This is a genomic window from Pseudoroseomonas cervicalis, assembly GCF_030818485.1.
GTDB lineage: Bacteria > Pseudomonadota > Alphaproteobacteria > Acetobacterales > Acetobacteraceae > Pseudoroseomonas > Pseudoroseomonas cervicalis_A.
Genome location: NZ_JAUTAJ010000005.1, coordinates 262493 through 287448, shown reverse-complemented (window position 1 = coordinate 287448; position 24956 = coordinate 262493). Strand labels below are relative to the sequence as shown.

Sequence of the window (24956 nt, the reverse complement as noted above, 5' to 3'; positions counted from 1 at the left end):
TTGCATCACAGCCGAAACATGCTAGCGCTGCGGGCACGGAATGGGAGCGACCCGCATGAATGACAGCGCCTTCGCCCCGCGGCCCGCCCGCGCGGCTTCCTCCGCCCTTGCCGGCACGGTGGTGCTGGACCTCACCCGGGTGCGCTCCGGCCCCACCTGCGTGCGGCAGCTGGCCGATTGGGGCGCCGATGTCATCAAGATCGAGATGCCCGAGGGGCTGGATGCCGGCGACCCGATGGGCGGCCCGCGCATGGGGCCGGATTTCCAGAATCTGCACCGCAACAAGCGGGGCATGACGCTGAACCTGAAGGACCCCGAGGGCCGCGCCCTGTTCCTGCGCCTGGTCGAGAAGGCCGATGTGGTGGTGGAGAATTTCCGCCCCGACGTGAAGGGCCGGCTCGGCATCGATTACGAGGCGCTGGCCAAGGTCAATCCGCGCATCATCCTGGCCTCGATCTCCGGCTTCGGCCAGGACGGGCCCTATGCGAACCGCCCCGGCTTCGACCAGATCGCCCAGGGCATGGGCGGGCTGATGTCGATCACCGGCCTGCCCGGCCAGGGTCCGGTGCGGGTCGGCATCCCGATCGCCGATCTCTGCGCCGGCATCTTCGCCTCCCAGGGCATCATGGTGGCGCTGCTGGAGCGGGAGAAGAGCGGGCGGGGCCAATGGGTCTCCACAAGCCTGCTGGAGGCGCAGCTCTTCATGCTGGATTTCCAGGCGGCCCGCTGGCTGATGGCCGGCGAGGTGCCGAAGCAGGCCGGCAACAACCACCCGACCAGCATTCCGACCGGCGTCTTCCCGACCAGCGATGGGCATATCAACATCGCCGCCTCCGGCCAGAGGATCTGGGAGCGCACCGCCGAGGCGCTGGGCCGCACCGACTGGATCACCCATCCGGACTATGCCGACGGCGAATCGCGCAGCCGCAACCGCGACGCGCGCTGAATGCCGAGATCGCCAGCGTGACGGCCACCCGCAGCAGCGCCGAATGGGTGGATGCGCTGAACCGCGCCGGCGTGCCCTGCGGCCCGATCTACAATATCGACCAGGCCTTCCAGGACGCTCAGACCGAGCATCTGGGCATCGTGCGCGAGCTGCCGCGCGGCGGTGAGCCCGTGCGCTATGTCGGCCAGCCCTTCCGCCTGTCCCGCACCCCGAGCGAGGTGGTCTCCCACCCGCCCGCCATCGGCGAGCACACGGAGGAGGTGCTGCAGCGCCTCGGCCTCGACCAGGCCAGCATCGACGCGCTGCGCGCGACGCAGATCGTCTGAGGGAGGGGGATACCATGGAGATCGCCACCACCACGCCGAAGATGCTGGCCCGCAAGGCGGACGGCATCGGCTGGATGACCTTCAACAATCCGGAGCGGCACAACGCCGTCAGCCTGGAGATGTGGCAGGCCGCCGAATCGATCCTGGCCGATTTCGCCGAGGATCCGGAGGTGCGCGTCATCATCCTGCGCGGCGCCGGCGGCAAGGCCTTCGTCTCCGGCGCCGACATTTCCAAATTCGAGAGCGAGCGCGCCTCGGCCGAGGCGGTCGCCGCCTATCAGGCGCAGACCGAGCGGGTCTATGGCGGGCTCTACCGCCTGGCCAAGCCGACGATCGCCATGATCGAGGGGCATTGCATCGGCGGCGGCGTGGCGCTGGCCACCTGCTGCGACATCCGCCTCTGCGGCGAGACCTCGACCTTCGGCATCCCGGCGGCGCGGCTCGGCCTCGGCTATGGGCTGAAGGGCGTGTCGCGGCTGGTGACGCTGGTCGGCCCCTCCTACACCAAGGAGATCTTCTTCACCGCCCGCCGCTACAGCGCGGCCGAGGCGGAGCGGATGGGCCTGGTCAACCGCGTCCTGCCGCTGGCCGAGCTGGAGGGCTTCGCCACCGAGATGGCGCGCGAAATCGCCGGCAATGCCCCGCTCACCGTCACCTCCATCAAGCGCATCGTGGGCGAGGCGCTGAAGGATGAGGCGCTGCAGGATGCCTCTCTCTGTGACCAGCTGGTCGAGCAGTGCTTCGCCAGCAGCGACTATGTCGAGGGTCGCCGCGCCTTCCTCGAGAAGCGCCGCCCCGCCTTCCAGGGCCGCTGAACGGCCCCGGCGCGCCGTGCCGGACTTCCGGCGCGGCGCCGCCCAGGCCATGCTGGTCGAAATCCTTGGAGGAACCGATGCCCATCTATGAGCTGGACGGCATGACGCCCCGCCTGCCCGCGCCGGAGCGTTTCTGGGTGGCGCCCGACGCCCATGTCATCGGCGACGTCACCCTGGGCGACGAGGTCGGCATCTGGTTCGGAGCCGTTCTGCGTGGCGACCGCAGCGCCATCACCGTCGGCGCCCGCACCAATGTGCAGGAAGGCGCCATGCTGCATGCCGATCCGGGCTTCCCGCTGAGCATCGGTGCGGGCGTCACCATCGGCCATCATGCCATCGTGCATGGCTGCAGCATCGGCGATGGCAGCCTGATCGGCATGGGCGCGACCGTGCTGAACGGCGCAAAAATTGGCCGCAACTGCCTGGTCGGCGCCAATGCGCTGGTGACCGAGGGCAAGGAATTCCCTGATGGCAGCCTGATCGTCGGCAGCCCGGCCCGCGCCATCCGCAGCCTGGACGAGGCGGCCATCGAGGGGCTGCGGCGCTCGGCGGATGGCTATGTGGAGAATTGGCGGCGCTTCGCCGGCACGTTGCGACGGCTGGACTGAGCGCCGCTTTCCGGGCGGGTCGAGCCACCGCCAGGACAAATGTTATGGCCGGGCTGCACCGTCATCGCGGTGGCCCGGCCTTTTTTTCGGCAGCGTTTTGTCCCGCTTCGAGCGAGCAGGCTCCCGGCTGTGGCGGAGCGGGGCAGCGACCGGCGCGTTGTCCTGACGGAGCGCCCTCTTAGGCCCTGCCCACCGGGCATCCCTGCGGTCCGTTGGCGCCGCCTTCTTTTCTGGCCCTGCGGGAGCCGGAGGCCCGCCCCTCTCAATTCCTCGCTCCGGGCCGCCGGGATGCGTCCGGCCCTTCGGGCGCGCCGGCCAGCTTACCCAACCGGCCGGCGAGCCAGACACCGCGCCCCATGAGACTGCCAAGGCACCGCCGCTAGCGGGGCAAGCTCAACCCCCGGCTTTCCTGCGGAGCTCCGCGATGCGGGCGCGCACCGCCACCAGCTTCTCTTCCAGCCGCCGCTCCTGATCCAGCAACCGGTCCAGCTCGGTCGCTGGCTGCGGCGCCATGCTCTGGCCAGTCAGTGGCAGGCGCCGGAAATGTTCCGCCTCCTTTCGGGTGACCGAGGGGCGCAGCACCCCGGCCTCGATCGCCTTCTGGATGCGCACCGGTTCGTAATGGGTGAAGACATAGGCCACGCTGTAGCTGTCCGGCAACAGGTCCAGCGGCAGCCTTCCCTCCTCCACCGCCAGCGCCACCTGTCGCCACATCACCGCCCGGTTCTTCGGCACCTTGAACAGCGGTGTCGCTGCGGTCGATCAGCAGCTTCCATTCCTCCGGCGCGAATTTCCGCTCGGCCGCCAGCAGCGCCTTGCCCATTTGGACATAGAGTTCGATCTGCCGCGCCGCGCCGCTGCGCAGCGTGTTGTACAGCACCGTGGCGGCGCGGACCTTCTCCTGGTCGTTCAGCACCCCGGTGCCGGCGAACAGCCGGTGGAACTCGTCGACGAAATCCTGCGGCGCCACGCTGAGATTGCGCAGCCCATCCGCCTGCCGGTCCGGCTCGGCCAGGGCGGTGCTGAGCTTCTGGCCGATCGACAGGATGCGCCCGCTGCTGCGGCTGCTCATGCTCCCCTCCCCTTGCGGCGCGGGGGGAAGCCGGCCTCGCGCCGCACATAATCCCACACCGCCACGAAATCCGGCCGGGATTTCGACTTCGGATTGTCGGCCGCGCTCAGCCCGTCGACATGGCCCAGATGCGCATCCGACAGGTTGCGCACCGTGACGGGGCAGAGCGGCGCCAGGCGGTTGAACTGCTCCTTCAGCGCCCGGACGAAGACCTCGCGCTCATTGGCGCGGTTCAGCACGGCGGCGGTCTTCACCCCCATCTCGCTCAGCCGGGTCAGCCAGGGGCCGGTGCTGTCGGCATCATTCATCGTCGCCTGGCTCGGCACCACCACCAGATCGGCGGCGGTGCAGACCTCCAGCACCTGGGGCAGGCAGTGGTCGACCGAAGGCAGCATGTCCACGATCACCAGATCATGCCCCTGGGCCGCCTGCCGCACCGCCTGCCAATCATTCAGGATGTCGGCCGGCAGCACGTCGAAGGCGGCGATCTCCGGCCGGGCCTCGGCGGTGGCCAGGCGGCGGCGGCCCCATTTGGTCAGGGTCTGCTGCGGGTCGAAATCGACGCCGAGCGCGCGATACCCCTCCTGCGCCGCCAGCGGCAGCAGGTTCTGGCAGAAGGTGGTCTTGCCCGAGCCGCCCTTCGGCGAGCAGAAGACCACGAGACGCGGCGCGGCAGGCCGGGCCATGGCAGCCATGCGAATGTCCCATCCAGCAATGTCTGCGGCAATGTTAGGGGCAGCGGGTTTACCGGTAAACCTCCCGGCTGAGCTTGTTGTGGCGGTTTACCGGTAAACCGCGGCACTTCGCTGCGCTGCACCCTTGCCGGTCATGGCGTTTCACCCCAGGCTGGCCGCCCTCCTTCACCAGCCAAGGCCCGTTCCGCCGGATGACCCAGATCGTCGTGCTCGACCCCATCACGCCCGGAACCGCCGCGCGGATGCGCGCCATGCTGCCGCCCGGCATGAACCTGGACCACGCGACGAGCCGCGACACCGCGCATCTGCAGGCGCTGGTGACGGGGGCCGATATCATCGTCTCGGGCCAGATCGCGGTGGATGCGGCGCTGCTGGCCGCCGCCCCAAAGGCACGGCTGCTGCACAAATGGGGCGTTGGCGTCGACAATTTCGATCTCGAGGCCGCGCGCGCCCGTGGCATCACGGTCGCCCGCACCACCGGCAGCAATGCGGTGCCGGTTGCCGAATTCACCCTGGGGCTGATCATCGCGCTGATGCGCAACCTCTCTTGGGGCCACCACACGCTGCGCGAGGGCGAGTGGCGCACCAACCAATCGCCCAAGCCCAGCCTCATGCTGAGCGGCAAGACGGTGGGCATCATCGGCTTCGGGGCCATCGGGCAAAATCTGGCGCGGCTGCTGCGCCCCTTCGGCGGCGCGATCCTCTACAGCAAGACGCGCCGCCTGCCGGAGGCGGAGGAACAGGCCCTCGGTGTCCGCCATGCCACGCTGCCGGAGATCCTGGAGCAGTCGGACGTCGTCTCGCTGCATTGCCCGCTGACTCCGCAGACCCAGGGCATGATCGACCGCGCCGCGCTGCAGCGAATGAAGCGCAGCGCCGTTCTGATCAACGTCGCCCGCGGCGGCGTGGTGGTGGAGGCGGATCTGGTGGACGCGCTGCAGGCGCGTGAGATCCTGGGCGCCGCCATGGATGTGTTCGAGACAGAGCCCGTGCCGTCGGACAACAGGCTGCTGAGAATGGACAATGTGGTGGTGACCCCGCATATCGCGGCCATGGCGGCCGACAATTTCGAAAAGACCATCGGCCAGATGTTCGGCAACATCGCCAGCTTCGCCCGTGGCGAGGGCGTGGCCGACAGCGACAAGGTGGCCTGACCATGGCCGTCCTGCCCAGCTCCGGCTTCGACTTCACCGCGCTGACCCCGCGCGAGCGCTACAAGATCCTGATCGGCACGGTGGTGCCGAGGCCCATCGCCCTGGTGACCAGCCGCGATGAGAACGGCACCGCCAATGCCGCGCCCTTCAGCTTCTTCAACTGCCTCTCGGCCGACCCGGCCATCGTGGCGCTTGGCGTCGAGGTAAAGGCGGATGGCGCGCCCAAGGACACCGGGCGCAACATCCGGCGCAGCGGGGTCTTCACCGTCAACATCGTCTCGGACGCCATCGCCGAGGCAATGAATGTCTGCGCCGTGCCCTTCGCGCCCGGGGTGGACGAACTTGTGGCGGCCGGGCTGACGGCACTGCCCGGCCAGGCCATCAATTGCCCGCGCATCGGCGAGGCGCCGGCGGCGCTGGAATGCCGCCTGCATTCCTTCCTGGAGATCGGCTCCTCGCGCGAGATCATCCTGGGCGAGGTGGTCTTCGCCCATATCCGGTCCGATGCGGTGGATGAAAGGCTGCATATCGACCCCGCCCGCATCGACGCGGTCGGGCGCATGGGTGGCCATGGCTACGCCACCACCCGCGACTATTTCGACCTGCCCACCATGAGCGAGGCCCGCTTCCGCGAGGAAGGGGAGGGGGCCAATCGCCGCCAGCCGCGCCGGCTGAACGGCGGCTGACAAAACCCCTGGCGCCTCAGCTCTGGTCGAAGCTGAGGTCCAGCCAGTTGCGGATGGCGTCCCGCGCCGCGGCTTCCTCGGCGAAGATCCTGGTGTTGTAGAGCAGCGTCTGCTCCCCCATCGCATCATGCCGCAGCGTGATGGGGCGCAGCGACACCGTGTGGCCGCGCTGGCGCAGCGCCGCCTCGATCTCCGCCGGATGCGCCGCCAGCACGCCGCGGACGGGAACAAAATCATGCTCGTCGCTGAGGAAGCCGGTGCGGGTCAGCGCCTCCGCGGCGCCCCGCAGGAAGGGCTCGGTCATCAGGCTGGCGAGGGGTTCGGCCATGCCGCGGTCTCCCGGTCTGTTCCTGCTGGCAACGCCCTCGGGGCGCCTCGGCTGCCTGCGATCCCGTATTTTCCTCTTTCCTTATAATACCAGTTGCAGCATGCGTTCGGCGCATGCAACGCTTCCGCCATGGATGTGCGGCAGCTCGAGCTCTTCTCGGCGATCCTGGCCAGCGGCAGCCTTACCGGCGCCGCGCGGCTGACCGGCCGCTCGCAGCCCGCCGTCACCCGGCTGGTGCAGGAGATGGAGGCCGAGTGCGGCTTCCCGCTCTTCGACCGCAACGGCCCGCGCATCACCCCCACTGAACGCGCCCTCCTGCTGCATGACGAGGTGGAGCGCTCGCTCGCGGCGCTGCGCCGGCTGCGCGACTGCGCCGGGCGCCTGGCGCAGCAGGCCGAGGCCGGGCTGAACATCGTCGCCATCCCGGCGCTGGCCGCCGGGCTGGTGCCGGCGGCGCTCGGCCGGCTGGGCGCCGCGACCCTGCCGGCGCGGCTGGAGCTGACCGCCATGCCGGCCGGGCAGGCGGCCAGCGCGCTGCTGGCCGGGCGCGCCGATCTCGGCTTTCTCAGCCTGCCGGTCGAGCATCGCGGGCTGACCCTGCATTGGCTGGGGGAGGGGCGCTGCTGCGCCGCGCTGCGGCCCGACCACCCCCTGGCCTCGGCCGACCCCATCGCCCTGGCCGATCTGCGCGGCGAGCGGCTGGTGACCATGGCCGATCCGCACCGCTTCGGCGGCCGCATCGCCGCGGCGCTGGCGGCGGCCGGGCTCGCCGATCAGGGCGGCCTCGCCGTCAACACCTCGCTGAACGCCATGCTGGCGGCGCGGGCCGGGCTCGGCATCGCGCTGATCGACCCGGTCACGGCGCTCGGCGTGCCGATCGAGGGGCTGGTGCTGCGCCCGGTGGAGCCCGCCATCCCCTTCCTCTGGGGCGTCGCCAGCCCGGTCGCGCGGCCGCCGGGCGCGGCGGCGCGCCGCCTGATCGAGGCCGCTGCGGCGCAGGCGGCGCTGCTGCCCGGTTTCCGCCAGCACCCGCCCCAGGCCATGGACGCGCTGCTGGCCACGCTGCACCCCGCCCCGCCTGGGAGAGTGTCCTGATGTCCGCCATCGGCCTGCCGGCCCTCGAAGCGCGTCTGCGCCATGATCTGGAATGCCTGGAACTGCCCGGCCGCCCCTGGGTGCCGCCGCGCGAGGCCGATGGCCAGCGCGTGACGGATGTCGCCATCCTCGGCGCCGGCATGTGCGGCCTGGCCGCCTCGGCGGCGCTGCGGCTGCTCGGCATCGACAATCAGCGTGTGCTGGACCGCGCCCCGGCCGGGCAGGAAGGCCCCTGGGTGACCTGGGCGCGCATGGAGACGCTGCGCTCGCCCAAGACCCTGTCCGGCCCGGCGCTCGGCCTGCCGGCGCTGACCTTCCGCGCCTGGTACGAGGCGCAGCATGGCCCGGCCGCCTGGGCCGCGCTGGGCAAGATCCCGCGTGGCGATTGGATGGACTATCTCCGCTGGTATCGCCGCGTCATGCAGGTGCCGGTGGAGAATGGTGTCACGGTATCCGCCATCCTGCCGCGCGCGGATGGCCTGCTGCGGGTCGAGCACAGCGCCGGCGCGCCGATCCTGGCGCGGCGCGTGGTGCTGGCGACGGGGCGGGACGGGCTGGGCGGCAGCGCGGTGCCGGAGCTGGCGCAGCGCCTGCCGCGCCATCTCTGGGCGCATTCGCGCGACGCCATCGATTTCGCGGCGCTGCGCGGCAAGCGTGTCGCCGTCCTCGGCGCCGGCGCCTCGGCCATGGACAATGCGGCGACGGCGCTGGAGGCCGGGGCCGCCAGCCTCGATCTTTTCGTCCGCCGCAAGGCCCTGCCGCGCATCAACAAATTCACCGGCATCGGCAGCGCCGGCGTGGTGCATGGCTTCGCCGGCCTGCCGGATGCGTGGAAATGGCGCTTCCTGCACCATGTCTTCTCCGCCCAGACGCCGCCGCCGCGCGACAGCACGCTGCGGGTTTCGCGCCACCCACAGGCAAGGCTGCATCTGGGCAGCCCGGTGCTGGCCGCCGAAGCGGCGGGGGAGGGGGTGCGGCTGACCCTGCCCGCCACGGTGTGGGAGGGCGATTTCGTCATCTTCGCGACCGGCTTCCGCGTCGATCTCGCCGCACGGCCGGAGCTCGCCGCGCTGGCGCCGCAGATCCGCTTCTGGCGCGACCGCTTCACCCCGGAAGCCGGCGAGGAGAATGCCGAACTGTCCGACTCCCCCGATCTGGCGCCGAATTTCGCGTTCCAGGAGAGGCAGCCCGGCGCCTGCCCGGCACTGGCCCATCTGCATTGCTTCAACTACCCGGCGACGCTCAGCCATGGCAAGCTGACCGGCGACATCCCCGCCGTCAGCGCCGGGGCGAAGCGCCTGGCCGAGGCCATCGCGCGGCATTTCTTCGTCGAGGACCGGCAGCAGCATTTCGATGCGCTCTCCGCCTATGACGTGCCGGAATTGCTGGGCGACGAATGGCCGGCCGAACGGCTCGCCAGCGCCGCCGCCTGATCCCGCTTCCCCATCGCGCCTTTCGGCTTTGCCCCGGACCAGAAGGACCAGCCCGATGCAGCGTCGTGACCTGTTGCCGTTCCTCGCCGGGCTGGGCCTGGCACCCGTCCTCCTGCCGGCCTCGCTGCGCGCGCAGCCCGGCGCGGCGCGGCGGCTGTCCATCGCCTTTGGCGATCCGGTCTCCTCCCTCGATCCGCAGCTGAACAACTTCGCCGGCGACCGCTCGGTCGATGTGCATTTCTTCGACCTGCTGATCGAGAACCGCGATGGCGGGCTGCAGCCGGCCTGCCTGGCCACCGCCTGGCGCACGCTGGAGCCGGCGCTGTGGGAATTCACCCTGCGCCAGGGCGTCACCTGGCATGACGGCAGGCCCTTCACCGCCGAGGATGTTGTCTATTCCTACAACCGCGCGCCCAGCGTGCCGGGCAGCACGGCGAGCTTCGCCGGCTATCTGCGCACCGTGGCCGAGGTGAAGGCCATCGACGCCCATACCCTGCATGTCCGCACGCGGGAGGTGAACCCGCTGCTGCCGCTGAACCTGGCCTCGGTGCACATCGTCAGCCGCCATGCGACGGAGGGCGCCAGCAATGCCGATTTCAACAGCGGCAAGGCGGTGATCGGCACCGGCCCCTATCGCTTCCTGGCCTACACGCCCGGCGACCGCGTGCGCATGCGCCGCAACGAGGCCTATTGGGGCCGCAAGCCGGAATGGGCGGAGGTCGATTACCGCTACATCCCGAACGCCGCCGCGCGCACCGCGGCGCTGCTGGCCGGCGATGTCGACGTCATCGACAAGGTCTCGGTCTCCGACCTGGCGCAGCTGCGCGGCCGCGACGATGTGCGGCTCTACGCCTATCCCGGCCTGCGCATGCTGCTGCTGCAGCCGAGTTTTTCTCCATCGCCCAGCCGCTTCGCGCTGTCGCATGACGGGCAGCCCCTGCCGCGCAACCCACTGCTGGATGTGCGGGTGCGCCGGGCGCTGTCCATCGCCGTCAACCGCGAGGCGCTGTGCGAGCGCCTGCTGCTCGGCACCGGCACGCCGACCGGTCAGTGGATGCCGGAGGGCAGCTTCGGCTACGACCCCGAAACCCCCGTGCCCGGCTTCGATCCCGACCGCGCCCGCGCCCTGCTGGCCGAGGCCGGCTATCCGAACGGCTTCCAGCTGACCATCCACCTGCCGAATGACCGCTACGTGCTGGGCCCCCAGGCGGCGCAGGCCATCGCCCAGATGTGGGCCCGCATCGGCGTGCGCACCCAGGTCGAGGCGGTGCCCTGGTCGGTCTATTCCGCCCAGGTGAAGACCGGCGACTACGCCATGACGACGCTGGCCTGGGGCAATGGCACGGGGGAGGGCAGCTACGCCCTGACCAATGTCCTGGGCAGTGTCGACCCGTCCCAGGGGCGCGGCGTCAGCAATTGGGGCCGCTACGCCAATCCCGAGGTCGACCGCGCGCTGGATGAGGCCATGGCCGAATTCGACGATGCGAAGCGCGAGGCCATCCTGCAGCGCTCCGTGCGGGTGGTGGCCGGCGATGTCGGCATCATTCCCCTGTTCCACTACCAGAATCTCTGGGCCGCGAAGCGCGGGCTGAAGGTCACGCCGCTGACCAGCGACCGCACCGCCGCCCAGATGGTCACCGCCGAAGGCTGAGATGATGACCGAGACCCAGCTCGCGCTGCGCGACATTCCCGACCTCGCCGAGCATCTGCTCGGCCTCGCGCCGGAGGCACCGCTCGGCGCGCTGCGCCGCCAGCGCGCCGACATCCTGAAGCATGAGGAAGGCGCCTATCGCGAGCTGGTGCTCGCGCCCGAGCCCGGCCATGTCTCCCTGGCCGAGCGCGCGGCGCTCGCCCTGCGCGGCGCCCTGATCGAGGGCGATGCGGCGCTCGCCGCGCATTACCGCGCCCTGCTCGCCGCCCATGGCGATGCGGCGCTGAGCGAGGCCGCGGAACTCTTCCCGGCCCCGGCGGGGGAGGGGCGCCTGCCCGCCCTGTTCCGCTATGCCGACATGGTCGCGCGCCATCCGGAAGCCTGCGAACAGGCGGATATCGACCGGCTGCGCGGCTTCGGCCTCTCCGCCCAGGACATCGTGGCGGTGACCCAGCTTGTCGCCTTCATCCCCTATCAGGTCCGGCTGCTGGCCGGGCTGCGCCAGCTGCAGCAGGAGAGCGCCGCATGACCCGCTTCACCATGCAGGAGGTCGGCTGGGAACCCCGCCTGCCGCCGGTCGAGCTGGACAGCGCCACCCCGGCGCAGCGCGCGGCGCTGGAAGCCTGCCCGCCGGCGCAGCGGCACTCGGTCTATTTCCGCACCCTGGTGCACGACCCGGGCTCGCTCGGCGAACGCGGCGCGCTCTTCACCAAGGTGATGTACGCGCCGAAAGGCCTGCCACGCGCCGAACGCGAACTGGCCACCGCCATCGTCTCCATCGTCAATGGCTGCATCTACTGCACCTCCGTCCATGCCCGCCGCTTCGTCGAGCTGAGCAAGCAGGAAGCGGTGATGCAGGCGCTGCTGGAGCAGGGCATCGACACCGACGCGCTGGATGCGCGGCAGCGCGCCATCGTCGACTATTCGGCGAAGCTGACGGCGGCGCCGCAGGCGATGACGGCCGCCGATCTGGCGCCGCTGCGCGCGGCCGGGCTCGGTGATCTGGAGATCCTCGACCTCATCCACGCCATCGCCATGTTCGCCAATGCCAACCGGCTGATGCAGTCGCTGGGGCGGTCGGTGCCGCCAGAGGACAAGTAGAAGAAAAGCGCCGGGGGGACAGGGTCCCCCCGGACCCCGCCTTCAGTGGCAGAACAGCTCGTGCAGCACACGCAACACGCGCAGCACGCGCTCATCGGCCAGGCGGTAATGGATGGTGGTGCCGCTGCGGCGGGTCGCCACCAGCCCATCCTCGCGCAGCCTGCCCAGATGCTGCGACAGCGCCGGCTGCGACAGGCCCAGCCGCTCCGCCAGCCCCCCTACCGTGATCTCGCCCTCGCGGATCAGATGGCACAGCAGCACCAGCCGCCGCTCATTCGCCAGCAGACGCAGCAGATCGGCCGCCTCCGTGGCGCGCGCTTCCATCTTCGCCATGGGAATGTCGGTGCCCAGGCCCTGCATGCTCTCCCCCTTCCGGCGGGACGCGGCCGGGTCGCCCCGGCCGCGCCGGCCTCATTCCTGCGGCTCGATGCCGCCCTGTTCCATCAGCTCGAACCACATGGCGTTGAGCACGGCGAAGGCGGCGGCCAGGGGCAGGCCGAGCAGCCAGGCGAAATACCACATCGTGCGATTCCTTTCAGTAGCTGTCGACGCTTTTCGCCAGGCTGTCCTCACTGACCTTGCCCCACAGCACCCGGTACACCCAGGCGGTGTAGGCCAGGATCAGCGGCAGGAAGATCACCGTGGCGACCAGCATGATGAACAGCGTCAGATGCGAGGAGGAGCTGTCCCACACCGTCAGGCTGGAGCGCGGATCCAGCGAGGAGGGCAGCAGGAAGGGAAACATCGACACGCCCGCCGTGGCGATGATGCCGAAATTGGCCAGCTTGCTGAACAGCAGCGTGCTGACCTCCCGCCCCGCGCGCAGGCCGAGCAGCGCGCCGATGAGGCCCACGAAACCCGAGACGGGCGCTGCGATCATCCAGGGATGGGTGGCGTAGTTGGCCATCCAGCTGGCGCCCTCCCGCGTCACGCTCTTCAGCAGCGGGGCTGAGGGGCCGGCCATGTCGATCGGGCTGGTGATGCGGTAGCCGCCGATCACCCCTCCCGCCACCAGCGCGCCGCACAGCGCGAACAGGACAAGGGCCAGCAGCGCGGCGACGCTGCCATAGCGGCGGCCGCGCTCGGCCACCACACCACTTGCCTTCAGCGACAGCCAGGCGCCGCCATGCATCACCAGCATGCTCAGCGACAGAAGCCCGCAGAGCAGGGCGAAGGGGTTCAACAGGCCGAAGAAGCTGCCCTCATAGCGGATGCCGTATTCCGGCGTCAGGTAGAAGGGCACGCCCTGCAGCACATTGCCGACCGCCACGCCGAAGATCAGCGCGGGCACGAAGCCGCCGGTGAACAGCGCCCAGTCCCAGGCGCTGCGCCAGCGCGGATCCTCGCGCTTGCCGCGATACTTGAAGCCCACCGGCCGCAGGATCAGCGCCGCCAGCACCACGAACATGGCGAGGTAGAAGCCCGAGAAGGACACCGCGTAGAGCGGCGGCCAGGCGGCGAAGATGGCGCCACCACCGAGGATCAGCCAGACCTGGTTGCCTTCCCAGGTGGCGCCGATGGCGTTGATCGCGACACGCCTTTCGCCATCGCTGCGGCCGACGAAGGGCAGCAGCGCGCCGACGCCGAGATCGAAGCCGTCGGTCACCGCGAAGCCGATCAGCAGCACGCCGAGCAGCGCCCACCAGATCAGCCGCAGCGTCGGGTAGTCGATCAGTTCATGCAGGATCATGGCACGTCACTCCGCGGCCACGGCGCCATGCGCCGGGCGGGGCGGGAAGGGGGCGGGCAGGCTGGGCTCGGGCCCCTTGCGGATGGCCTTCAGCATCAGCCCCATCTCGACCACCGCCAGCACGCTGTAGAACAGGGTGAAGCCGGCGATGGTCAGCAGCACCTCGGTCACGCCGAGATGCGAGACCGCCATGGCGGTGGGCAGCACGCCCTCGATGATCCAGGGCTGGCGGCCATATTCGGCGACGATCCAGCCCAGCTCGGCGGCGATCCAGGGCAGCGGAATGCTCCACACCGCGACCCAGAGCAGCCAGCGATAGCGATCCAGCCGGTGCCGCGCCGACAGATAGAAGAAGGTCGCGGTCAGCAGGATGAAGAACATGCCGAGCCCGACCATGATACGGAAGGACCAGAAGAGCGGCGCCACCTGCGGCACCGTGTCCCAGGCCGCCTGGGCGATCTGCGCCTCGCTTGCCTGGCGCGGATCCTCGACATAGCGGCGGAGCAGATAGGCATAGCCGAGCTGCCTTCCATTCGCCTCGAAGACCAGCTTCAGGCTTTCCGGCACCGCGGCGCCGCGCGGCAAGGCACGGATCTGCTGCAGGGCGTCATAGGCCAGGATGCCCTGGCGCACCCGCAGCTCCGCCCGCTCGACCAGCTCCTTGATGCCCGGCACCTCGGTGTTGAGCGAGCGCGTGGCGATCAGCCCCATCACGGCGGGGATATGGATGGCGAAATGCGTCTCCCGCGCCGCCTGGTCGGGGAAGCCGAAGGCGGTGAAGGCGGCCGGCGCTGCTTCGGTCTCCCACATCGCCTCGATGGCGGCGAGCTTCATCTGCTGGTGCTCGGTCGCCAGATAGCCGCTCTCATCGCCGAGCACGACGACGGAGAGCGAGGCGGCGAGGCCGAAGGAGGCGGCGACCGTCATCGAGCGGCGCGCCAGCGCCACATGCCGACCCTTCAGCAGATACCAGGCGGAGACACCGAGCACGAAGATCGCCGCGGTGACATAGCCGGCCGAGACGGTGTGGACGAATTTCGCCTGGGCGACGGGGTTGAACAGCACCGCCCAGAAATCCGTCACCTCCATGCGCATCGTCTCGGGGTTGAAGGCGGCGCCGACCGGGTTCTGCATCCAGCCATTGGCGATCAGGATCCACAGCGCGGAGAAGTTCGATCCCAGCGCCACGGCCCAGGTCGCCGCCAGATGGCCGAGCTTCGACAGCCTGTCCCAGCCGAAGAAGAACAGGCCGACGAAGGTGGCTTCCAGGAAGAAGGCCATCAGCCCTTCGATCGCCAGCGGCGCGCCGAAGATGTCGCCGACATAGTGGCTGTAGTAGCTCCAGTTCATGCCGAACTGGAATTCCATGGTCAGACCGGTGGCCACGCCGAGCACGAAATTGATGCCGAACAGCGTGCCCCAGAAGCGCGTCATGTCGCGCCAGATGGTGCGGCCCGTCATCACATAGACGGTTTCCATGATCGCCAGCAGGATCGACAGGCCGATCGTCAGCGGGACGAAGAGGAAATGGTAGAGCGCGGTCAGCGCGAATTGCAGCCGCGACAGGGAAACGACGTCGAGTTCCATCCGATCCCGCCGGGTGGGCGCCCGGCTCCTCTCGGTGTTGCGCGGGGGCGTCGCCGGATGCGGCGCCCGCAAGCCTGGGGCCGGGGTGTCAGTCCGGCCGCAGCGAGGCGAGGGCGGCGGCGAAGCCGGGCTCGCCGCGCCGGTGGCAGGCGGCGATGCGGCCGCCCTCCAGCAGCAGCAGGCGGTCGGCCAGCTCGGCCTCGCGCCGCAGATGGGTGGCGACCAGCAGGCTCCGCCCGGCGGCGCGGGCGCCGAGCCGCGCCAGCACGTCGCGCGCCAGCGCGGCGTCTAGCCCCTCGGTCGGCTCGTCCAGCAGCCAGAGCGGCGCGTCGCGCAGCAGCAGCCGGGCCAGCGCCAGGCGGCGCGACTGGCCGCCGGACAGGCCGGCGCCGCCCTCGCCGAGGCGCGTCTCCAGCCCCTCGGGCAGGCCGGCGACATGCCCGGCCAGCCCGGCATCCTCCAGCGCCCGCCACAGCCGCGCGGTGTCGGCGGCGGGGTCGGCCAGCAGCAGGTTGCCGCGCACATCGTCCTGGAACAGCTCGGTGCGCTGGGTCAGCAGCGTCGCCGGCTGCGCGGCGACTTCGCCTATCCAGGGCGCGGCCTCGCCGGCCAGCAGCGCCAGCAGGGTGGATTTGCCGGCGCCGCTGGCGCCGATCACCGCCACGCGCTCGCCCTGCGCCAGGCACAGGGAGATCTCGCGCAGCACCGGCGCGGCGGCGCCCTCATGCCCGGCGGTGACCCGGTCGAGCGACAGCGCCAGGCCGGGCGCGGGGCGCGGCAGGGCAGGGGGCCCGGCCACCGGCGCCAGGCGCGGCGCCAGCCGGCGCGCCGCCAGCAGGGTGCGGCCGGCCTCCACCGCGCCGCGGCGCAGCGCGCCGAAGGGCTCGGCGGCGGCGAAGGCCACCAGCACGGCCAGCGCCGCCTGCGGCGCGGTGATCGCTTGCACCTCCACCAGCGCGCCGGCGGCCAGCAGCGTGAAGGTCAGCGCCGCCAGCGCGGCCAGCGAGAAGCTGAAGCCGGCGCGGGTCTCGACCCGGTGCAGCGCGTCCTCCGCCTCAGCCAGCCGCGCCTCGGCCGCCAGCACGGCATCGTGGCGGGCGGGCAGGCGGCCGGCCAGCAGCAGCTCCGCCTGGCCGGAGAGCAGGTCGATGCTGCGCGCCCGCAGCGCCTCGGCGGCATGGGCGCGGCGGCGGGCGGGCCGGGCGGCGGCGCGCATCGCCAGGGCCGCCAGGCCAAGCCCCGCCGCCAGCAGCAGCAGCGCCAGCCCGGCGCCAAGCGCCGGATGCAGCAGGCCGAGCGCCAGCCCGCTGCCCAGCGCCACCGTCAGCAGACCCGCCAGCGGCACCAGGATGCGCAAATAAAGCCCGTCCAGCGCATCGACATCGGCGGTCAGGCGGAACAGCAGCCGGGCCGGGCGGGCCAGCAGCGCGCGGGCGGCGCCGGGCGTAGCCCAGCCGCGGAACAGCCGCTCGCGCAGGGCGGCCAGCACGGCCAGCGTCGCGTCATGCGTCACCAGCCGCTCGCCATAGCGGCCGCCGGTGCGCAGCAGCGCCAGCGCGCGGATGCCGGCGCCGGGGCGGAACACGTCGAAGCCGATGGCGCCCGTCGCCGACAGCCCGGCCAGCGCCGTCGCGGTGATGAACCAGCCCGACAGGCCGAGCAGCGCGACGGCGGCCAGCAGCGTCAGGCCGGCGAGCGCAGCCCCCAGCAGCAGCCGGCCGCGCTGGGCGCGCCAGAACAGGGAGAGGACGGGGCGGAAGGCGGCGAAGCCGGTCATAGCGTGATCACCCGGTCCATGCGCGCGGCCAGCGCGGGGTCGTGGGTCGCCAGCAGCAGGGTGCGGCCCTGGCACAGCGCCAGCAGCGTCTCGGTCAGGAAGGCGGCCGTGGCGGCGTCCAGATGCGCGGTGGGCTCATCGGCCAGCACCAGCGTCGCGGCGGGGTCGGCCAAAGCGCGGGCCAGCGCCAGGCGCAGCGCCTCGCCGCCCGACAGGCCGGCGCCGCCCTCGCCCAGCGCGGCATCGCCCAGGCTCTCGCCCCGCGCGGCCACGGCGCCGAGCCCGGCCAGGCGCAGCGCCCGATGCGCGGCGTCGCCACCGATCTCCGGCCGGCCGAGCGTGACATTGGCGCGCAGCGAGCCGGCGAAGAGATGCGGCCGCTGCCCGACCCAGGCGATGCGCCGGCGCAGTGCGGCGGCGTGGGCCTCGTCCATCGGCGCGCCATCCAGCCGCACCACGCCCCGCTCCGGCACGGCCAGCCCCGCCAGCAGCGCCAGCAAGGTGGATTTGCCCGCCCCGCTCGGCCCCAGCAGCGCGACATGCTCGCCGGCGGCGATGTCGAGGGTGAGGCCGGAGAGCGCCGGCGCGGCCGCGCCGGCATGGCGGAACACCAGCCCCTCGGCCGAGAGGGCGGAGGGCGGCGCCGGGGCCAGCCTGGGCGCCCGCACCAGGGCGGCGGGCAGCGGCGCCGCATCCTCGGCCAGCCGCTCCAGCGCGGCGAGCGCGGCCTCGCCGGCGGCGCGGTCATGCCAGGCGCCGCACATCTCGCGCAGCGGCTCGAAGAAGGCGGGCGCCAGCAGCAGGATGAACAGCCCCTCGCCAAGCGAGAGCCGCCCGCCCCAGGCGCCCGGGCCCGCCTGGCCCAGCAGGTGGAAGCCGACATAGACGGCGACCAGCGCGACACCGAGCGCCGAGAACAGCTCCAGCACGGTGGAGGAGAGGAAGGCGATGCGCAGCACGGCCATGGTACGGGCGCGCAGGCTCTCGGCCTGGGCGCGCAGCCGGGTCGCGGTGGCCTCGACGGCGCCGAGCGCCCGGATGCTGGCCAGCCCGCGCAGCCGATCCAACAGAAAACCGTTCATGCCGCCGAGTTCGAGCATCTGCGCCTCGGATGCCGCCTGGGCGCGCCAGCCGATCAGCGCCATGAAGAGCGGGATCAGCGGCGCCGCCAGCAGCAGCGCCAGGGCGGCGAGCCAGGAGAAGGGCAGGATCGCCAGCAGGATCAGCGGCGGCAGCAGGGTGGCGCGCAGCCGCGCGGCGCGGAAGCGCAGCAGATAGGGCAGCACCGCATCGGCCTGCTCGGCCAGCACGCTGGCGGCGGTGCCGGAGGCGGGGCGGGTGGCATCCAGCGGCGAGCGCGCGGCCAGCGCCGCCAGCGCCCGGGCCCGCAGCCCGCCCAGCATGGCGCGGCCGGCGGCGAACAGCATGCGCCCGCCCCTGGCCTCCAGCGCGGCGCGGGCGAGGCCCAGCAGCGCCACGCCGGCGGCCGGCCACAACACGGCATCGAAGCCGCCGCCCTCGGCCAGGCGCTGGATGGCCCAGGCCAGCAGCGCCGCCTGCGGCAGCCAGAAGGCCCCGGCCAGCGCCTGCAGCAGCGCCCCGCGCCGCGCGGCGGCGGGCAGGGCGATGCGGCGGCGCGGCGGCTTCGCCGCCACCGCGGGCGATGCTGCCGCCGGGGCGGCCGGGCGCGCCTCCGCCGGGGCCGGCGGCAGGTCGAGGGGCGGGGAGGGGGCGTCACGCAAGGCCAAGGCGGGCATCCTTCTGCCCGGCCTTCCTAGGCCCCCGCGGTGACGCCTTCCTTGCGCTGCATCAAGTTTGGATCAGAAACCGCTTATGGAGCGGATTGCTTATGAAGCGCGGGCCGCGCCTCAGCGGGCGCAGACCTCGCCCAGCAGCAGCAGGCCCGGGCCGTCGCCGATCCAGCCCGGCGCGTCGCGGGCCACCTCGTCGAAGCGGCCGCGCAGCACGCGCTGGCGCGGCGTGCCGCCCCACTCGAAGAAGGCCGCCGGCAGGTCCGGGCGGGCGCCGGCCGCCATCATGCCAGCGAACAGCCCGGGCAGGGTGGTGACCGCCATATAGACGGCCAGCGTCTGGCCCGGACGCGCCAGCGCGGCAAAATCCACCGCCAGCTCGCCCTCCCGCGTATGGCCGGTCAGCAGGGTCAGGCTGCGCGAGGCCTCGCGATGCGTCAGCGGGATGCCGGCCTGGGCGGCGCAGGCCAGGGCGGCGGTGATGCCGGGCACCACCTCGCAGGCGATGCCGGCCGCGCGCAGCGCCTCCAGCTCCTCCCCGCCGCGACCGAAGATGAAGGGGTCGCCGCCCTTCAGCCGCACCACGCGCTTGCCCTGCCGCGCCAGGCGGATCAGCAGGGCGTTGATCTCGGCCTGGGTCAGGCTGTGCCGGTCGCGCGCCTTGCCGACGAAAATGCGCGGCGCATCGCGGCGGGCCATCTCCAGCACCGCCTCGGGCACCAGCCGGTCATGCAGGATGATGTCGGCCTCGCCCAGCAGGCGCTGGGCGCGCAGCGTCAGCAGATCGGCCGCGCCCGGCCCGGCGCCCACCAGATGCACGATGCCGGGCGGCGCGGCCCCGGCCTGCTCCAGCGCGTTGCGCAGCGCCGCCTCGGCCTCCGCCATGCGGCCCTGGGCCGCCAGGCCGGCGGCGGGGCCGTCCAGCGCCACCTCGACGAAGCGGCGGCGCGCACCCGCCTCCGGCAGGCGGGCGCGGAGCGCGCCGGCGCAGCGTTCCAGCAGCGTGGCCACAGCGCCGATGCCGGGCGAGAGCACCGCCTCCATCCGCTGGCGCAGCAGCCGCGCCAGGATCGGCGCGGCGCCGCCGCTGCCGATGGAGATGGTCACCGGGTCGCGGTCGATGATGGCGGGCAGGTGGTGGTCGCTCAGCTCCGGCCGGCCCAGCACCTGCAGCGGCAGGCCGCGCGCCCGGCAGGCGGCGGCCAGGGCCTGCAGCGTGGCTTCCGGCGCCTCCCCGGCGCAGGCCAGGGCGACGCCCTCCAGCCCGTCGGGGGCCAGGGTCTCGGCCCGCCGCAGCACCGCGCCGGCCTGCTCCAGCAGCGCGGCGCGCGCCGCCAGCGCCGCGCCGCCGCCCAGCAGCAGCGCCGTGCGGCCGCGCAGATCGAGATGGATCGGCAGATGGCGCATCGCGGCGCTGCTTAGGCGCGGCGGGGGCCGGCGGCAACCGCCGCCGGAAACTCAGCCCTCCTGCCGCAACAGGGAAGACAGCAGCGCGGCGGTGCCGGCGATCACCTGCTCCGGCGCCACCGGCTTGTGCAGCATGATGAAGGGCCCCTCGGCGGCGGCCTGGCGCAGCGCCTGCGGGTCGGCCTCGGCCAGATGGCCGGTCAGCAGCAGGGCCGGCAGCCGCGCCTGGCGCTCGCGCAGCCGGTGGATCAGCGCCAGCCCGTCCAGCCCGGGCATGGCCAGATCGCTCACCACCAGGTCGAAGAAGGGCGCCTGCGCCTGCTGCGCCAGCGCCGCCTCGCCGCCCTCGGCCTCGGTCACCGACAGGCCGCGCTCGCGCATCGATTCGGCCAGCAGGCTGCGCACCACCGCTTCATCCTCGACCAGCAGCACGCGGGTCCCCTGCGGCAGCGCCGGCAGGGTGTCGTCGCTGCCATCGGGCAGCTGCTCCTCCGGCACCGCCTCGGGCAGCCAGAGCCGGACACGGGTGCCCTTGCCGGGGCTGCTCTCGATCGCCAGCGTGCCGCCCGACTGCTCGGCGAAGCCGATCGCCATGGCCAGGCCGAGGCCGGTGCCCTCCTCCTTCGGCTTGGTGGTGAAGAAGGGCTCGGTGGCCCGCGCCAGCGTCGCCGCATCCATGCCGGTGCCGGTGTCGGTGACGTCGATGCGCAGATAGCGCCCCGGGGCCAGGCATTCGGCGCCCTGCGGCGCGGGCGGCACCTCCTCCAGCACCGCGCCCAGCACCACGCTGCCGCGGCCGAGCGGGCGGATCGCGTCGCGCGCATTGACCGCGAGGTTGATCAGCACCGCCTCCAGCTGGCCGCGATCGGCCTGGGCCGGCGGCAGGCCGGGGGCGATGGCCAGCCGCACCTCGACACTGGCGCCAAGCGTATGGTCCAGCACCTCGCGCAGCCCTTCCAGCAGGGGGGCGAGCGGCACCGGCTCGGCGCGCAGCTGGCCGCGCCGGGCATAGGCCAGCAGCCGCTGCGTCACCGAGGCGCCGCGCTCCCCGGCCTGGATCACCATGCCGGCCAGGCGGCGGATGCCGGGCTCGGTGCTGCGCCGCTCGATCAGCTTGGCGCCGCCCAGCGCCGCCTGCAGCACATTGTTGAAATCATGCGCGATGCCGCCGGCCAGCCGGCCGAGCGATTCCATGCGCTGGGCATGCGCCAGCCGCTCCAGCGCATTCTCCCGCTCGCTTTCGGCGCGCAGCAGGGCGCGCTGGGTGCGCAGCCGCTCCAGCCAGAGCAGCGCCAGGGCCAGCGCCGCCAGCAGCAGCAGGCTGACGGCGGCGACGGCGGCGGCGATGGAGGGGCCGACGAAGCCGAGCGAGGCCATCTCCTCCTCGGCATCCAGCGACAGCTCGACCACCAGCGGCACGGCGGAGAGGCTCTGATAGCCGACCAGCCTGGTGCCGCTGGGCGTCGCGATCTCGGCATGGCCGCTCGGCGCCTCGGCCAGGGCGCGGCGCAGCGGGTCGTCCGGCGGCAGGGCGCTGCCCAGCGCGGCGGCGCCGCCGCTCTCGGCCAGGATGATGCCGTCGCGGCGCAGCACCCGGATGCGCCGGCCTTCGCCGAGCTGCAGCTCCTTCAGCGCCTGGGCCAGCGGGCCTGGGTCGAGCGAGACCACCACGACGCCGGCGAAGGCGCCCGTCGAATCCTCGAAGCGGCGGGACACCTGCACGCTGGCCTGGCCGGAGGCGCGGCCGATCAGCGGCGCGCTGATATAGGGCCGCTTCTCGCCCTGGCGCGGCACCTGGAAATGCGCCCGGTCGCCCAGCGGCACCGGCTGCCAGCCGGGCAGGGAGGACCAGGCCAGCATGCCCTGGGCATCGATCACCGCCACCTGCAGTACGCCGAAGCGGGCCTGGCGCACCGTGCTGACCAGCTGCTCCTCCAGCGCCGCGGCGGCGTTGACATGGCCGAGCGCGGCCAGGCGCTGCCGCGCCTCCGCCAAGTCCTGCAGCCCCTCGATCGCCTCGAAGCTGCGCAGCAGCATCTGCTCGACGGCGCGCGAGGCGGTCTCGGCCCGCGCCAGGGCGCCGGCCTTGGCCTCGGCCTCGACATGGCGGATATGGCGCAGCCCGGCATAGCCCGCCCCCAGCGAGCAGAATGCCCAGAGCAGCAGAGCCAGGAGCCAGAGCGTGCGGCGCGACAGGCCGGTCATGGCGGCGCATGGGTCCTTGGCGAGGGGGGTGGCGGACGCGGCAGGCGGGCGGGCGCTTATAACGCCGTCGCGAGCGCCATGACAAATTTCCGGCAGTGCCGGTCCCACCGCGCCGGCCCGCCGGGCAAGGGAAGGGGGCGCCCCGGAGAGGTCCCGGGCGCCCCCGCTCAGGCCGCGGCGATCTCGCCGCGCTCGATCACATAGGTGCTGTCGACCAGCGGCCGCAGCAGCTCCGGGCTGCTCTCGGTGATCAGGATGGCGACCTCGGGCAGCGCCTCGCGCAGCCGCGCCAGCGCCTCGGCGTAGCGCAGGGCGAGCGCCGGGGCGAGGCCCTGGAAGGGCTCGTCCAGCAGCACGGCGCGGCTGCCCACCATCAGCGCCCGGCCCAGCGCCACCATCTTGCCCTGGCCGCCGGACAGCCCCGCCGCCTTGCGCGGCGCGAAGCCGCGCAGCTCCGGCAGCAGGTCGTAGACCGCCTCCAGCCGGCGCTGCAGCTCGGCCCGTGGCAGGCCCAGCACCTCGGCCGGCAGCAGCAGGTTCTGCTGCACGGTGAAGCTGCCGAACAGCTTGCGCTCCTCCGGCGCATAGCCGATGCCGAGCCGGGTGCGCTGATGCGCCGGGATGGCGGCGCAATCCTGCCCATCCACCGCGATGCGCCCGCCGCGCAGCGGCAGCAGCCCCATCAGCGCGCGCAGCGTCGTGGTCTTGCCGGCGCCGTTGCGGCCGATCAGCGCGACCCGCCCGCCCGCCGGCACCGCCAGCGACACGCCGCGCAGCACCGAGGCGCCGGCGATGTCGACGGAAACCCCCTCAAGCCGGAGCATGGCCCACCTCCTGCGGCAGGATGCCGATGACGTCGCGCTGCACCCGGGGATCGGCCAGCACCTCGGCCGGCGGGCCGAGCGCCATGATCTGCCCCTGGCTCCACACCGCGACACGGTCGGCGAAGCGCGACACCACCTCCATGTCGTGCTCGACGAAGACGGCGGTGACGCCGGCATCGCGCAGCACCCGCACCAGCGTCTCCACCACCGCCATCTTGTCGGCGGCGGCGACGCCGCTGGTCGGTTCGTCCATCAGCAGCAGGCGCGGGCGCAGCGCCACCGCCATGGCGATGTCGGCCAGCTTGCGCGCACCCTCGTTCAGCGCGTCGCCGCGCCGGTCCGCCACATGGTCGAGGCCGAAGCGGCCCAGCAGCTCCTCCGCCTCCGCGCGGATCGCCGGGCGCAGCAGCTTCGCGAAGGGCGACCAGAGCCCATCCCGCGCGGCGATGGCCAGCGCCGCATTCTCCAGCACCGTGTGCTCGGTGAAGAGCTGCGGCAGCTGGAAGGAGCGGGCGATGCCGAGCTGCACGATGCGCCGCGGCGACAGGCCGATCAGGTTCTGGCCGCGATAGGTGATGGTGCCGGCCTGCGGCCGCAGATAGCCGGTGCTCATGTTGATGAAGGTGGTCTTGCCGGCGCCGTTCGGGCCGATGATGGCGAGGAATTCGCCCTCCATCACCTCGAGGTCGATGCCATCCGCGGCGCGCACGCCGCCAAAGGCCAGGCGCAGCCCCTGCGCCGAGAGCAGCACGCTCATGCCGCCCTCCTTTTCGCCAGCGCGGCGCGGCCGAGGCCCCAGAGCCCGCCCGGCGCGAACAGGATCACCAGCAGCAGCACCAGGCCCAGGATCATCTGCCAGGCATCGGCCACCAGGGCGGCGGCATAGACCCGGGTCAGCTCATAGGCCACCGCGCCGAGGAAGGGGCCGAACACGCTGCCGGCGCCGCCCAGGATGGCGATGAACACCAGCTCGCCCGAGGCGGTCCAATAGGCCAGCGCCGGGGTGACATGGCGGCTGGTCATCGCCACCACGGCGCCGCCGCAGCCGGCCATCAGCGCCGCCAGCACATAGGCCGAGAGCAGCACCCGCCTGGCCGAGACGCCCATGAATTCCAGCCGCGCCTCGCGTGTCTTGATGCCGGACAGCGCCTGGCCCATCGGCGAGGCGAGATAGACCCGCACCAAGGCGCCGAAGCCGAGCGACAGCACCAAGGCGAGGACCAGCACCGCCCAGCCCTGCGCCTCCGGCGTCAGCGACTGGCCGGCGAAGCGCAGCGGGGGGAGGCGGATGCCGTCAGTGCCATGCGTCAGGCTGTAGAACTTCTCCAACACCGAATAGAACACCATGCTCAGCGCCAGATTGAGCATGCCGAAGAAGATCTCGCGGTAGCGCGAGACGAACAAGCCGACCACCAGGCCGAGCAGCGCGGCGCCGATCGCCGCGATCGGCAGCAGGATCAGCGCCTCGGGGATCAGGGTCGAAAGGAAAGCCACCGCATAGGCGGCGAAGGCCAGATAGAGCGCATGGCCGAAACTGACCTGGCCGGCGCGCAGCAGCAGCAGGATGCCCAGCACCGCCAGCGCCTTGGCCAGCGCGATCGTCAGCACGAAGCGCAGCCAGGGGACGGACCAGGCGACGAACAGGATCAGCGCCGCGGCCAGCAAGGCCAGCAGCAGCTCCTGGAGGCGGGTCATCAGCAGCCCTCCGGAGGCCGGGGGAGAATGAATTCTCCCCCGGACCCCCTCATCTTTTGTCTGTCAGGGCCGGCCGCCGCTGGCGGCCGGCAGGAGGGGGAACGGGCAGC

The 24956-nt window shown here is 72.3% G+C and carries 25 protein-coding genes; 11 read left to right on the top strand and 14 right to left on the bottom strand.

All coding sequences use genetic code 11. The features are described from left to right. Positions 1-55: 55 nt before the first annotated feature. The 4 genes from QE401_RS22875 (at position 56) to QE401_RS22860 (ending at position 2695) form a co-directional block, all read left to right on the top strand. Positions 56-946 (top strand): CaiB/BaiF CoA transferase family protein, encoded by an 891-nt coding sequence (locus QE401_RS22875; RefSeq protein ID WP_307140516.1) that lies wholly within the window; start codon positions 56-58, stop codon positions 944-946. Positions 947-963: 17 nt separating this feature from the next. Beyond that, complete coding sequence (locus QE401_RS22870) at positions 964-1272, top strand: CoA transferase (RefSeq protein ID WP_307140515.1); 309 nt, start codon at positions 964-966, stop codon at positions 1270-1272. Between the two features lie 14 nt (positions 1273-1286). After that, complete coding sequence (locus QE401_RS22865) at positions 1287-2087, top strand: enoyl-CoA hydratase (RefSeq protein WP_307140514.1); 801 nt, start codon at positions 1287-1289, stop codon at positions 2085-2087. 77 nt (positions 2088-2164) lie between these two features. Continuing rightward, positions 2165-2695 carry a gamma carbonic anhydrase family protein gene (locus QE401_RS22860; protein WP_307140513.1) on the top strand — a complete coding sequence of 177 codons (531 nt, stop codon included), beginning with the start codon at positions 2165-2167 and terminating at the stop codon, positions 2693-2695. A gap of 393 nt (positions 2696-3088) precedes the next feature. Here QE401_RS22860 and QE401_RS22855 read toward each other — a convergent pair whose 3' ends face one another. After that, positions 3089-3409, bottom strand: a complete 321-nt coding sequence (locus tag QE401_RS22855; protein WP_307140512.1) for a hypothetical protein — start codon at positions 3407-3409, stop codon at positions 3089-3091. Positions 3410-3763: 354 nt separating this feature from the next. After that, positions 3764-4462, bottom strand: a complete 699-nt coding sequence (locus QE401_RS22850) for a ParA family protein (RefSeq protein ID WP_307140511.1) — start codon at positions 4460-4462, stop codon at positions 3764-3766. A gap of 191 nt (positions 4463-4653) precedes the next feature. Between QE401_RS22850 and QE401_RS22845 the strand changes: the two genes are divergently transcribed. Then, positions 4654-5616: a 2-hydroxyacid dehydrogenase gene (locus QE401_RS22845; protein WP_307140510.1), complete on the top strand. Its 963-nt coding sequence runs from the start codon at positions 4654-4656 to the stop codon at positions 5614-5616. A gap of 2 nt (positions 5617-5618) precedes the next feature. Then, positions 5619-6302: a flavin reductase family protein gene (locus QE401_RS22840; RefSeq protein WP_307140509.1), complete on the top strand. Its 684-nt coding sequence runs from the start codon at positions 5619-5621 to the stop codon at positions 6300-6302. Between the two features lie 16 nt (positions 6303-6318). Here QE401_RS22840 and QE401_RS22835 read toward each other — a convergent pair whose 3' ends face one another. Next, on the bottom strand, positions 6319-6630 hold the full coding sequence (locus QE401_RS22835) for a hypothetical protein (protein WP_307140508.1): 312 nt from the start codon (positions 6628-6630) through the stop codon (positions 6319-6321). Positions 6631-6759: 129 nt separating this feature from the next. Between QE401_RS22835 and QE401_RS22830 the strand changes: the two genes are divergently transcribed. Genes QE401_RS22830 through QE401_RS22810 form a run of 5 tightly spaced genes read left to right on the top strand, consistent with a single transcriptional unit; the run spans position 6760 to position 11910 of the window. Continuing rightward, positions 6760-7725, top strand: a complete 966-nt coding sequence (locus tag QE401_RS22830; RefSeq protein ID WP_307140507.1) for a LysR family transcriptional regulator — start codon at positions 6760-6762, stop codon at positions 7723-7725. Continuing rightward, positions 7725-9158: an NAD(P)-binding domain-containing protein gene (locus QE401_RS22825; RefSeq protein WP_307140506.1), complete on the top strand. Its 1434-nt coding sequence runs from the start codon at positions 7725-7727 to the stop codon at positions 9156-9158. Before QE401_RS22830 ends, QE401_RS22825 begins: the two co-directional genes overlap by 1 nt. 55 nt (positions 9159-9213) lie before the next feature. After that, positions 9214-10809 carry an ABC transporter substrate-binding protein gene (locus tag QE401_RS22820; RefSeq protein ID WP_307140505.1) on the top strand — a complete coding sequence of 532 codons (1596 nt, stop codon included), beginning with the start codon at positions 9214-9216 and terminating at the stop codon, positions 10807-10809. A gap of 4 nt (positions 10810-10813) precedes the next feature. Further along, the gene (locus tag QE401_RS22815; RefSeq protein WP_307140504.1) at positions 10814-11338 is read left to right on the top strand and encodes a CMD domain-containing protein; all 525 of its coding nucleotides are present in this window, start codon (positions 10814-10816) and stop codon (positions 11336-11338) included. Next, positions 11335-11910: a peroxidase-related enzyme gene (locus tag QE401_RS22810; protein ID WP_307140503.1), complete on the top strand. Its 576-nt coding sequence runs from the start codon at positions 11335-11337 to the stop codon at positions 11908-11910. The genes QE401_RS22815 and QE401_RS22810 overlap by 4 nt, the downstream gene beginning before the upstream one ends. Before the next feature lie 42 nt (positions 11911-11952). On the opposite strand, the gene QE401_RS22805 is transcribed toward QE401_RS22810, so the two are convergent. The 11 genes from QE401_RS22805 to QE401_RS22755 all read right to left on the bottom strand — a co-directional run bounded on the left by QE401_RS22805 (position 11953) and on the right by QE401_RS22755 (position 24846). Further along, positions 11953-12270 (bottom strand): ArsR/SmtB family transcription factor, encoded by a 318-nt coding sequence (locus QE401_RS22805; protein ID WP_307140502.1) that lies wholly within the window; start codon positions 12268-12270, stop codon positions 11953-11955. Between the two features lie 51 nt (positions 12271-12321). Then, entirely contained in the window at positions 12322-12432 is a 111-nt protein-coding gene (gene cydX, locus QE401_RS22800; RefSeq protein ID WP_307140501.1) for a cytochrome bd-I oxidase subunit CydX, read from the bottom strand. Positions 12433-12445: 13 nt separating this feature from the next. Then, positions 12446-13600: a cytochrome d ubiquinol oxidase subunit II gene (gene cydB / locus QE401_RS22795; RefSeq protein ID WP_307140500.1), complete on the bottom strand. Its 1155-nt coding sequence runs from the start codon at positions 13598-13600 to the stop codon at positions 12446-12448. Between the two features lie 6 nt (positions 13601-13606). Next, the gene (locus tag QE401_RS22790) at positions 13607-15187 is read right to left on the bottom strand and encodes a cytochrome ubiquinol oxidase subunit I (protein ID WP_307140499.1); all 1581 of its coding nucleotides are present in this window, start codon (positions 15185-15187) and stop codon (positions 13607-13609) included. Positions 15188-15275: 88 nt separating this feature from the next. Continuing rightward, positions 15276-16964 carry an ATP-binding cassette domain-containing protein gene (locus tag QE401_RS22785; protein WP_307140498.1) on the bottom strand — a complete coding sequence of 563 codons (1689 nt, stop codon included), beginning with the start codon at positions 16962-16964 and terminating at the stop codon, positions 15276-15278. Then, complete coding sequence (gene cydD / locus QE401_RS22780; protein ID WP_307140497.1) at positions 16961-18712, bottom strand: thiol reductant ABC exporter subunit CydD; 1752 nt, start codon at positions 18710-18712, stop codon at positions 16961-16963. Before cydD ends, QE401_RS22785 begins: the two co-directional genes overlap by 4 nt. A gap of 120 nt (positions 18713-18832) precedes the next feature. Next, on the bottom strand, positions 18833-20122 hold the full coding sequence (gene cysG, locus QE401_RS22775; protein ID WP_307140496.1) for a siroheme synthase CysG: 1290 nt from the start codon (positions 20120-20122) through the stop codon (positions 18833-18835). Between the two features lie 51 nt (positions 20123-20173). After that, positions 20174-22327 (bottom strand): hybrid sensor histidine kinase/response regulator, encoded by a 2154-nt coding sequence (locus QE401_RS22770; RefSeq protein WP_307140495.1) that lies wholly within the window; start codon positions 22325-22327, stop codon positions 20174-20176. A gap of 167 nt (positions 22328-22494) precedes the next feature. Continuing rightward, positions 22495-23151 (bottom strand): ABC transporter ATP-binding protein, encoded by a 657-nt coding sequence (locus QE401_RS22765; RefSeq protein ID WP_307140494.1) that lies wholly within the window; start codon positions 23149-23151, stop codon positions 22495-22497. Continuing rightward, positions 23138-23908 (bottom strand): ABC transporter ATP-binding protein, encoded by a 771-nt coding sequence (locus QE401_RS22760; protein WP_307140493.1) that lies wholly within the window; start codon positions 23906-23908, stop codon positions 23138-23140. Before QE401_RS22760 ends, QE401_RS22765 begins: the two co-directional genes overlap by 14 nt. Then, positions 23905-24846, bottom strand: coding sequence for a branched-chain amino acid ABC transporter permease (locus QE401_RS22755; protein WP_307140492.1), 942 nt, complete (start codon positions 24844-24846; stop codon positions 23905-23907). Before QE401_RS22755 ends, QE401_RS22760 begins: the two co-directional genes overlap by 4 nt. Positions 24847-24956 lie beyond the last annotated feature (110 nt).

Coding starts and splice junctions, on each gene's coding strand:
- QE401_RS22875 (WP_307140516.1), top strand. CDS start 56: ATGAATGACAGCGCCTTCGCCCCGCGGCCCGCCCGCGCGGCTTCCTCC.
- QE401_RS22865 (WP_307140514.1), top strand. CDS start 1,287: ATGGAGATCGCCACCACCACGCCGAAGATGCTGGCCCGCAAGGCGGAC.
- QE401_RS22860 (WP_307140513.1), top strand. CDS start 2,165: ATGCCCATCTATGAGCTGGACGGCATGACGCCCCGCCTGCCCGCGCCG.
- QE401_RS22855 (WP_307140512.1), bottom strand. CDS start 3,409: ATGTGGCGACAGGTGGCGCTGGCGGTGGAGGAGGGAAGGCTGCCGCTG.
- QE401_RS22850 (WP_307140511.1), bottom strand. CDS start 4,462: ATGGCTGCCATGGCCCGGCCTGCCGCGCCGCGTCTCGTGGTCTTCTGC.
- QE401_RS22845 (WP_307140510.1), top strand. CDS start 4,654: ATGACCCAGATCGTCGTGCTCGACCCCATCACGCCCGGAACCGCCGCG.
- QE401_RS22840 (WP_307140509.1), top strand. CDS start 5,619: ATGGCCGTCCTGCCCAGCTCCGGCTTCGACTTCACCGCGCTGACCCCG.
- QE401_RS22835 (WP_307140508.1), bottom strand. CDS start 6,630: ATGGCCGAACCCCTCGCCAGCCTGATGACCGAGCCCTTCCTGCGGGGC.
- QE401_RS22830 (WP_307140507.1), top strand. CDS start 6,760: ATGGATGTGCGGCAGCTCGAGCTCTTCTCGGCGATCCTGGCCAGCGGC.
- QE401_RS22825 (WP_307140506.1), top strand. CDS start 7,725: ATGTCCGCCATCGGCCTGCCGGCCCTCGAAGCGCGTCTGCGCCATGAT.
- QE401_RS22820 (WP_307140505.1), top strand. CDS start 9,214: ATGCAGCGTCGTGACCTGTTGCCGTTCCTCGCCGGGCTGGGCCTGGCA.
- QE401_RS22815 (WP_307140504.1), top strand. CDS start 10,814: ATGACCGAGACCCAGCTCGCGCTGCGCGACATTCCCGACCTCGCCGAG.
- QE401_RS22810 (WP_307140503.1), top strand. CDS start 11,335: ATGACCCGCTTCACCATGCAGGAGGTCGGCTGGGAACCCCGCCTGCCG.
- QE401_RS22805 (WP_307140502.1), bottom strand. CDS start 12,270: ATGCAGGGCCTGGGCACCGACATTCCCATGGCGAAGATGGAAGCGCGC.
- cydX (WP_307140501.1), bottom strand. CDS start 12,432: ATGTGGTATTTCGCCTGGCTGCTCGGCCTGCCCCTGGCCGCCGCCTTC.
- cydB (WP_307140500.1), bottom strand. CDS start 13,600: ATGATCCTGCATGAACTGATCGACTACCCGACGCTGCGGCTGATCTGG.
- QE401_RS22790 (WP_307140499.1), bottom strand. CDS start 15,187: ATGGAACTCGACGTCGTTTCCCTGTCGCGGCTGCAATTCGCGCTGACC.
- QE401_RS22785 (WP_307140498.1), bottom strand. CDS start 16,964: ATGACCGGCTTCGCCGCCTTCCGCCCCGTCCTCTCCCTGTTCTGGCGC.
- cysG (WP_307140496.1), bottom strand. CDS start 20,122: ATGCGCCATCTGCCGATCCATCTCGATCTGCGCGGCCGCACGGCGCTG.
- QE401_RS22770 (WP_307140495.1), bottom strand. CDS start 22,327: ATGACCGGCCTGTCGCGCCGCACGCTCTGGCTCCTGGCTCTGCTGCTC.
- QE401_RS22765 (WP_307140494.1), bottom strand. CDS start 23,151: ATGCTCCGGCTTGAGGGGGTTTCCGTCGACATCGCCGGCGCCTCGGTG.
- QE401_RS22760 (WP_307140493.1), bottom strand. CDS start 23,908: ATGAGCGTGCTGCTCTCGGCGCAGGGGCTGCGCCTGGCCTTTGGCGGC.
- QE401_RS22755 (WP_307140492.1), bottom strand. CDS start 24,846: ATGACCCGCCTCCAGGAGCTGCTGCTGGCCTTGCTGGCCGCGGCGCTG.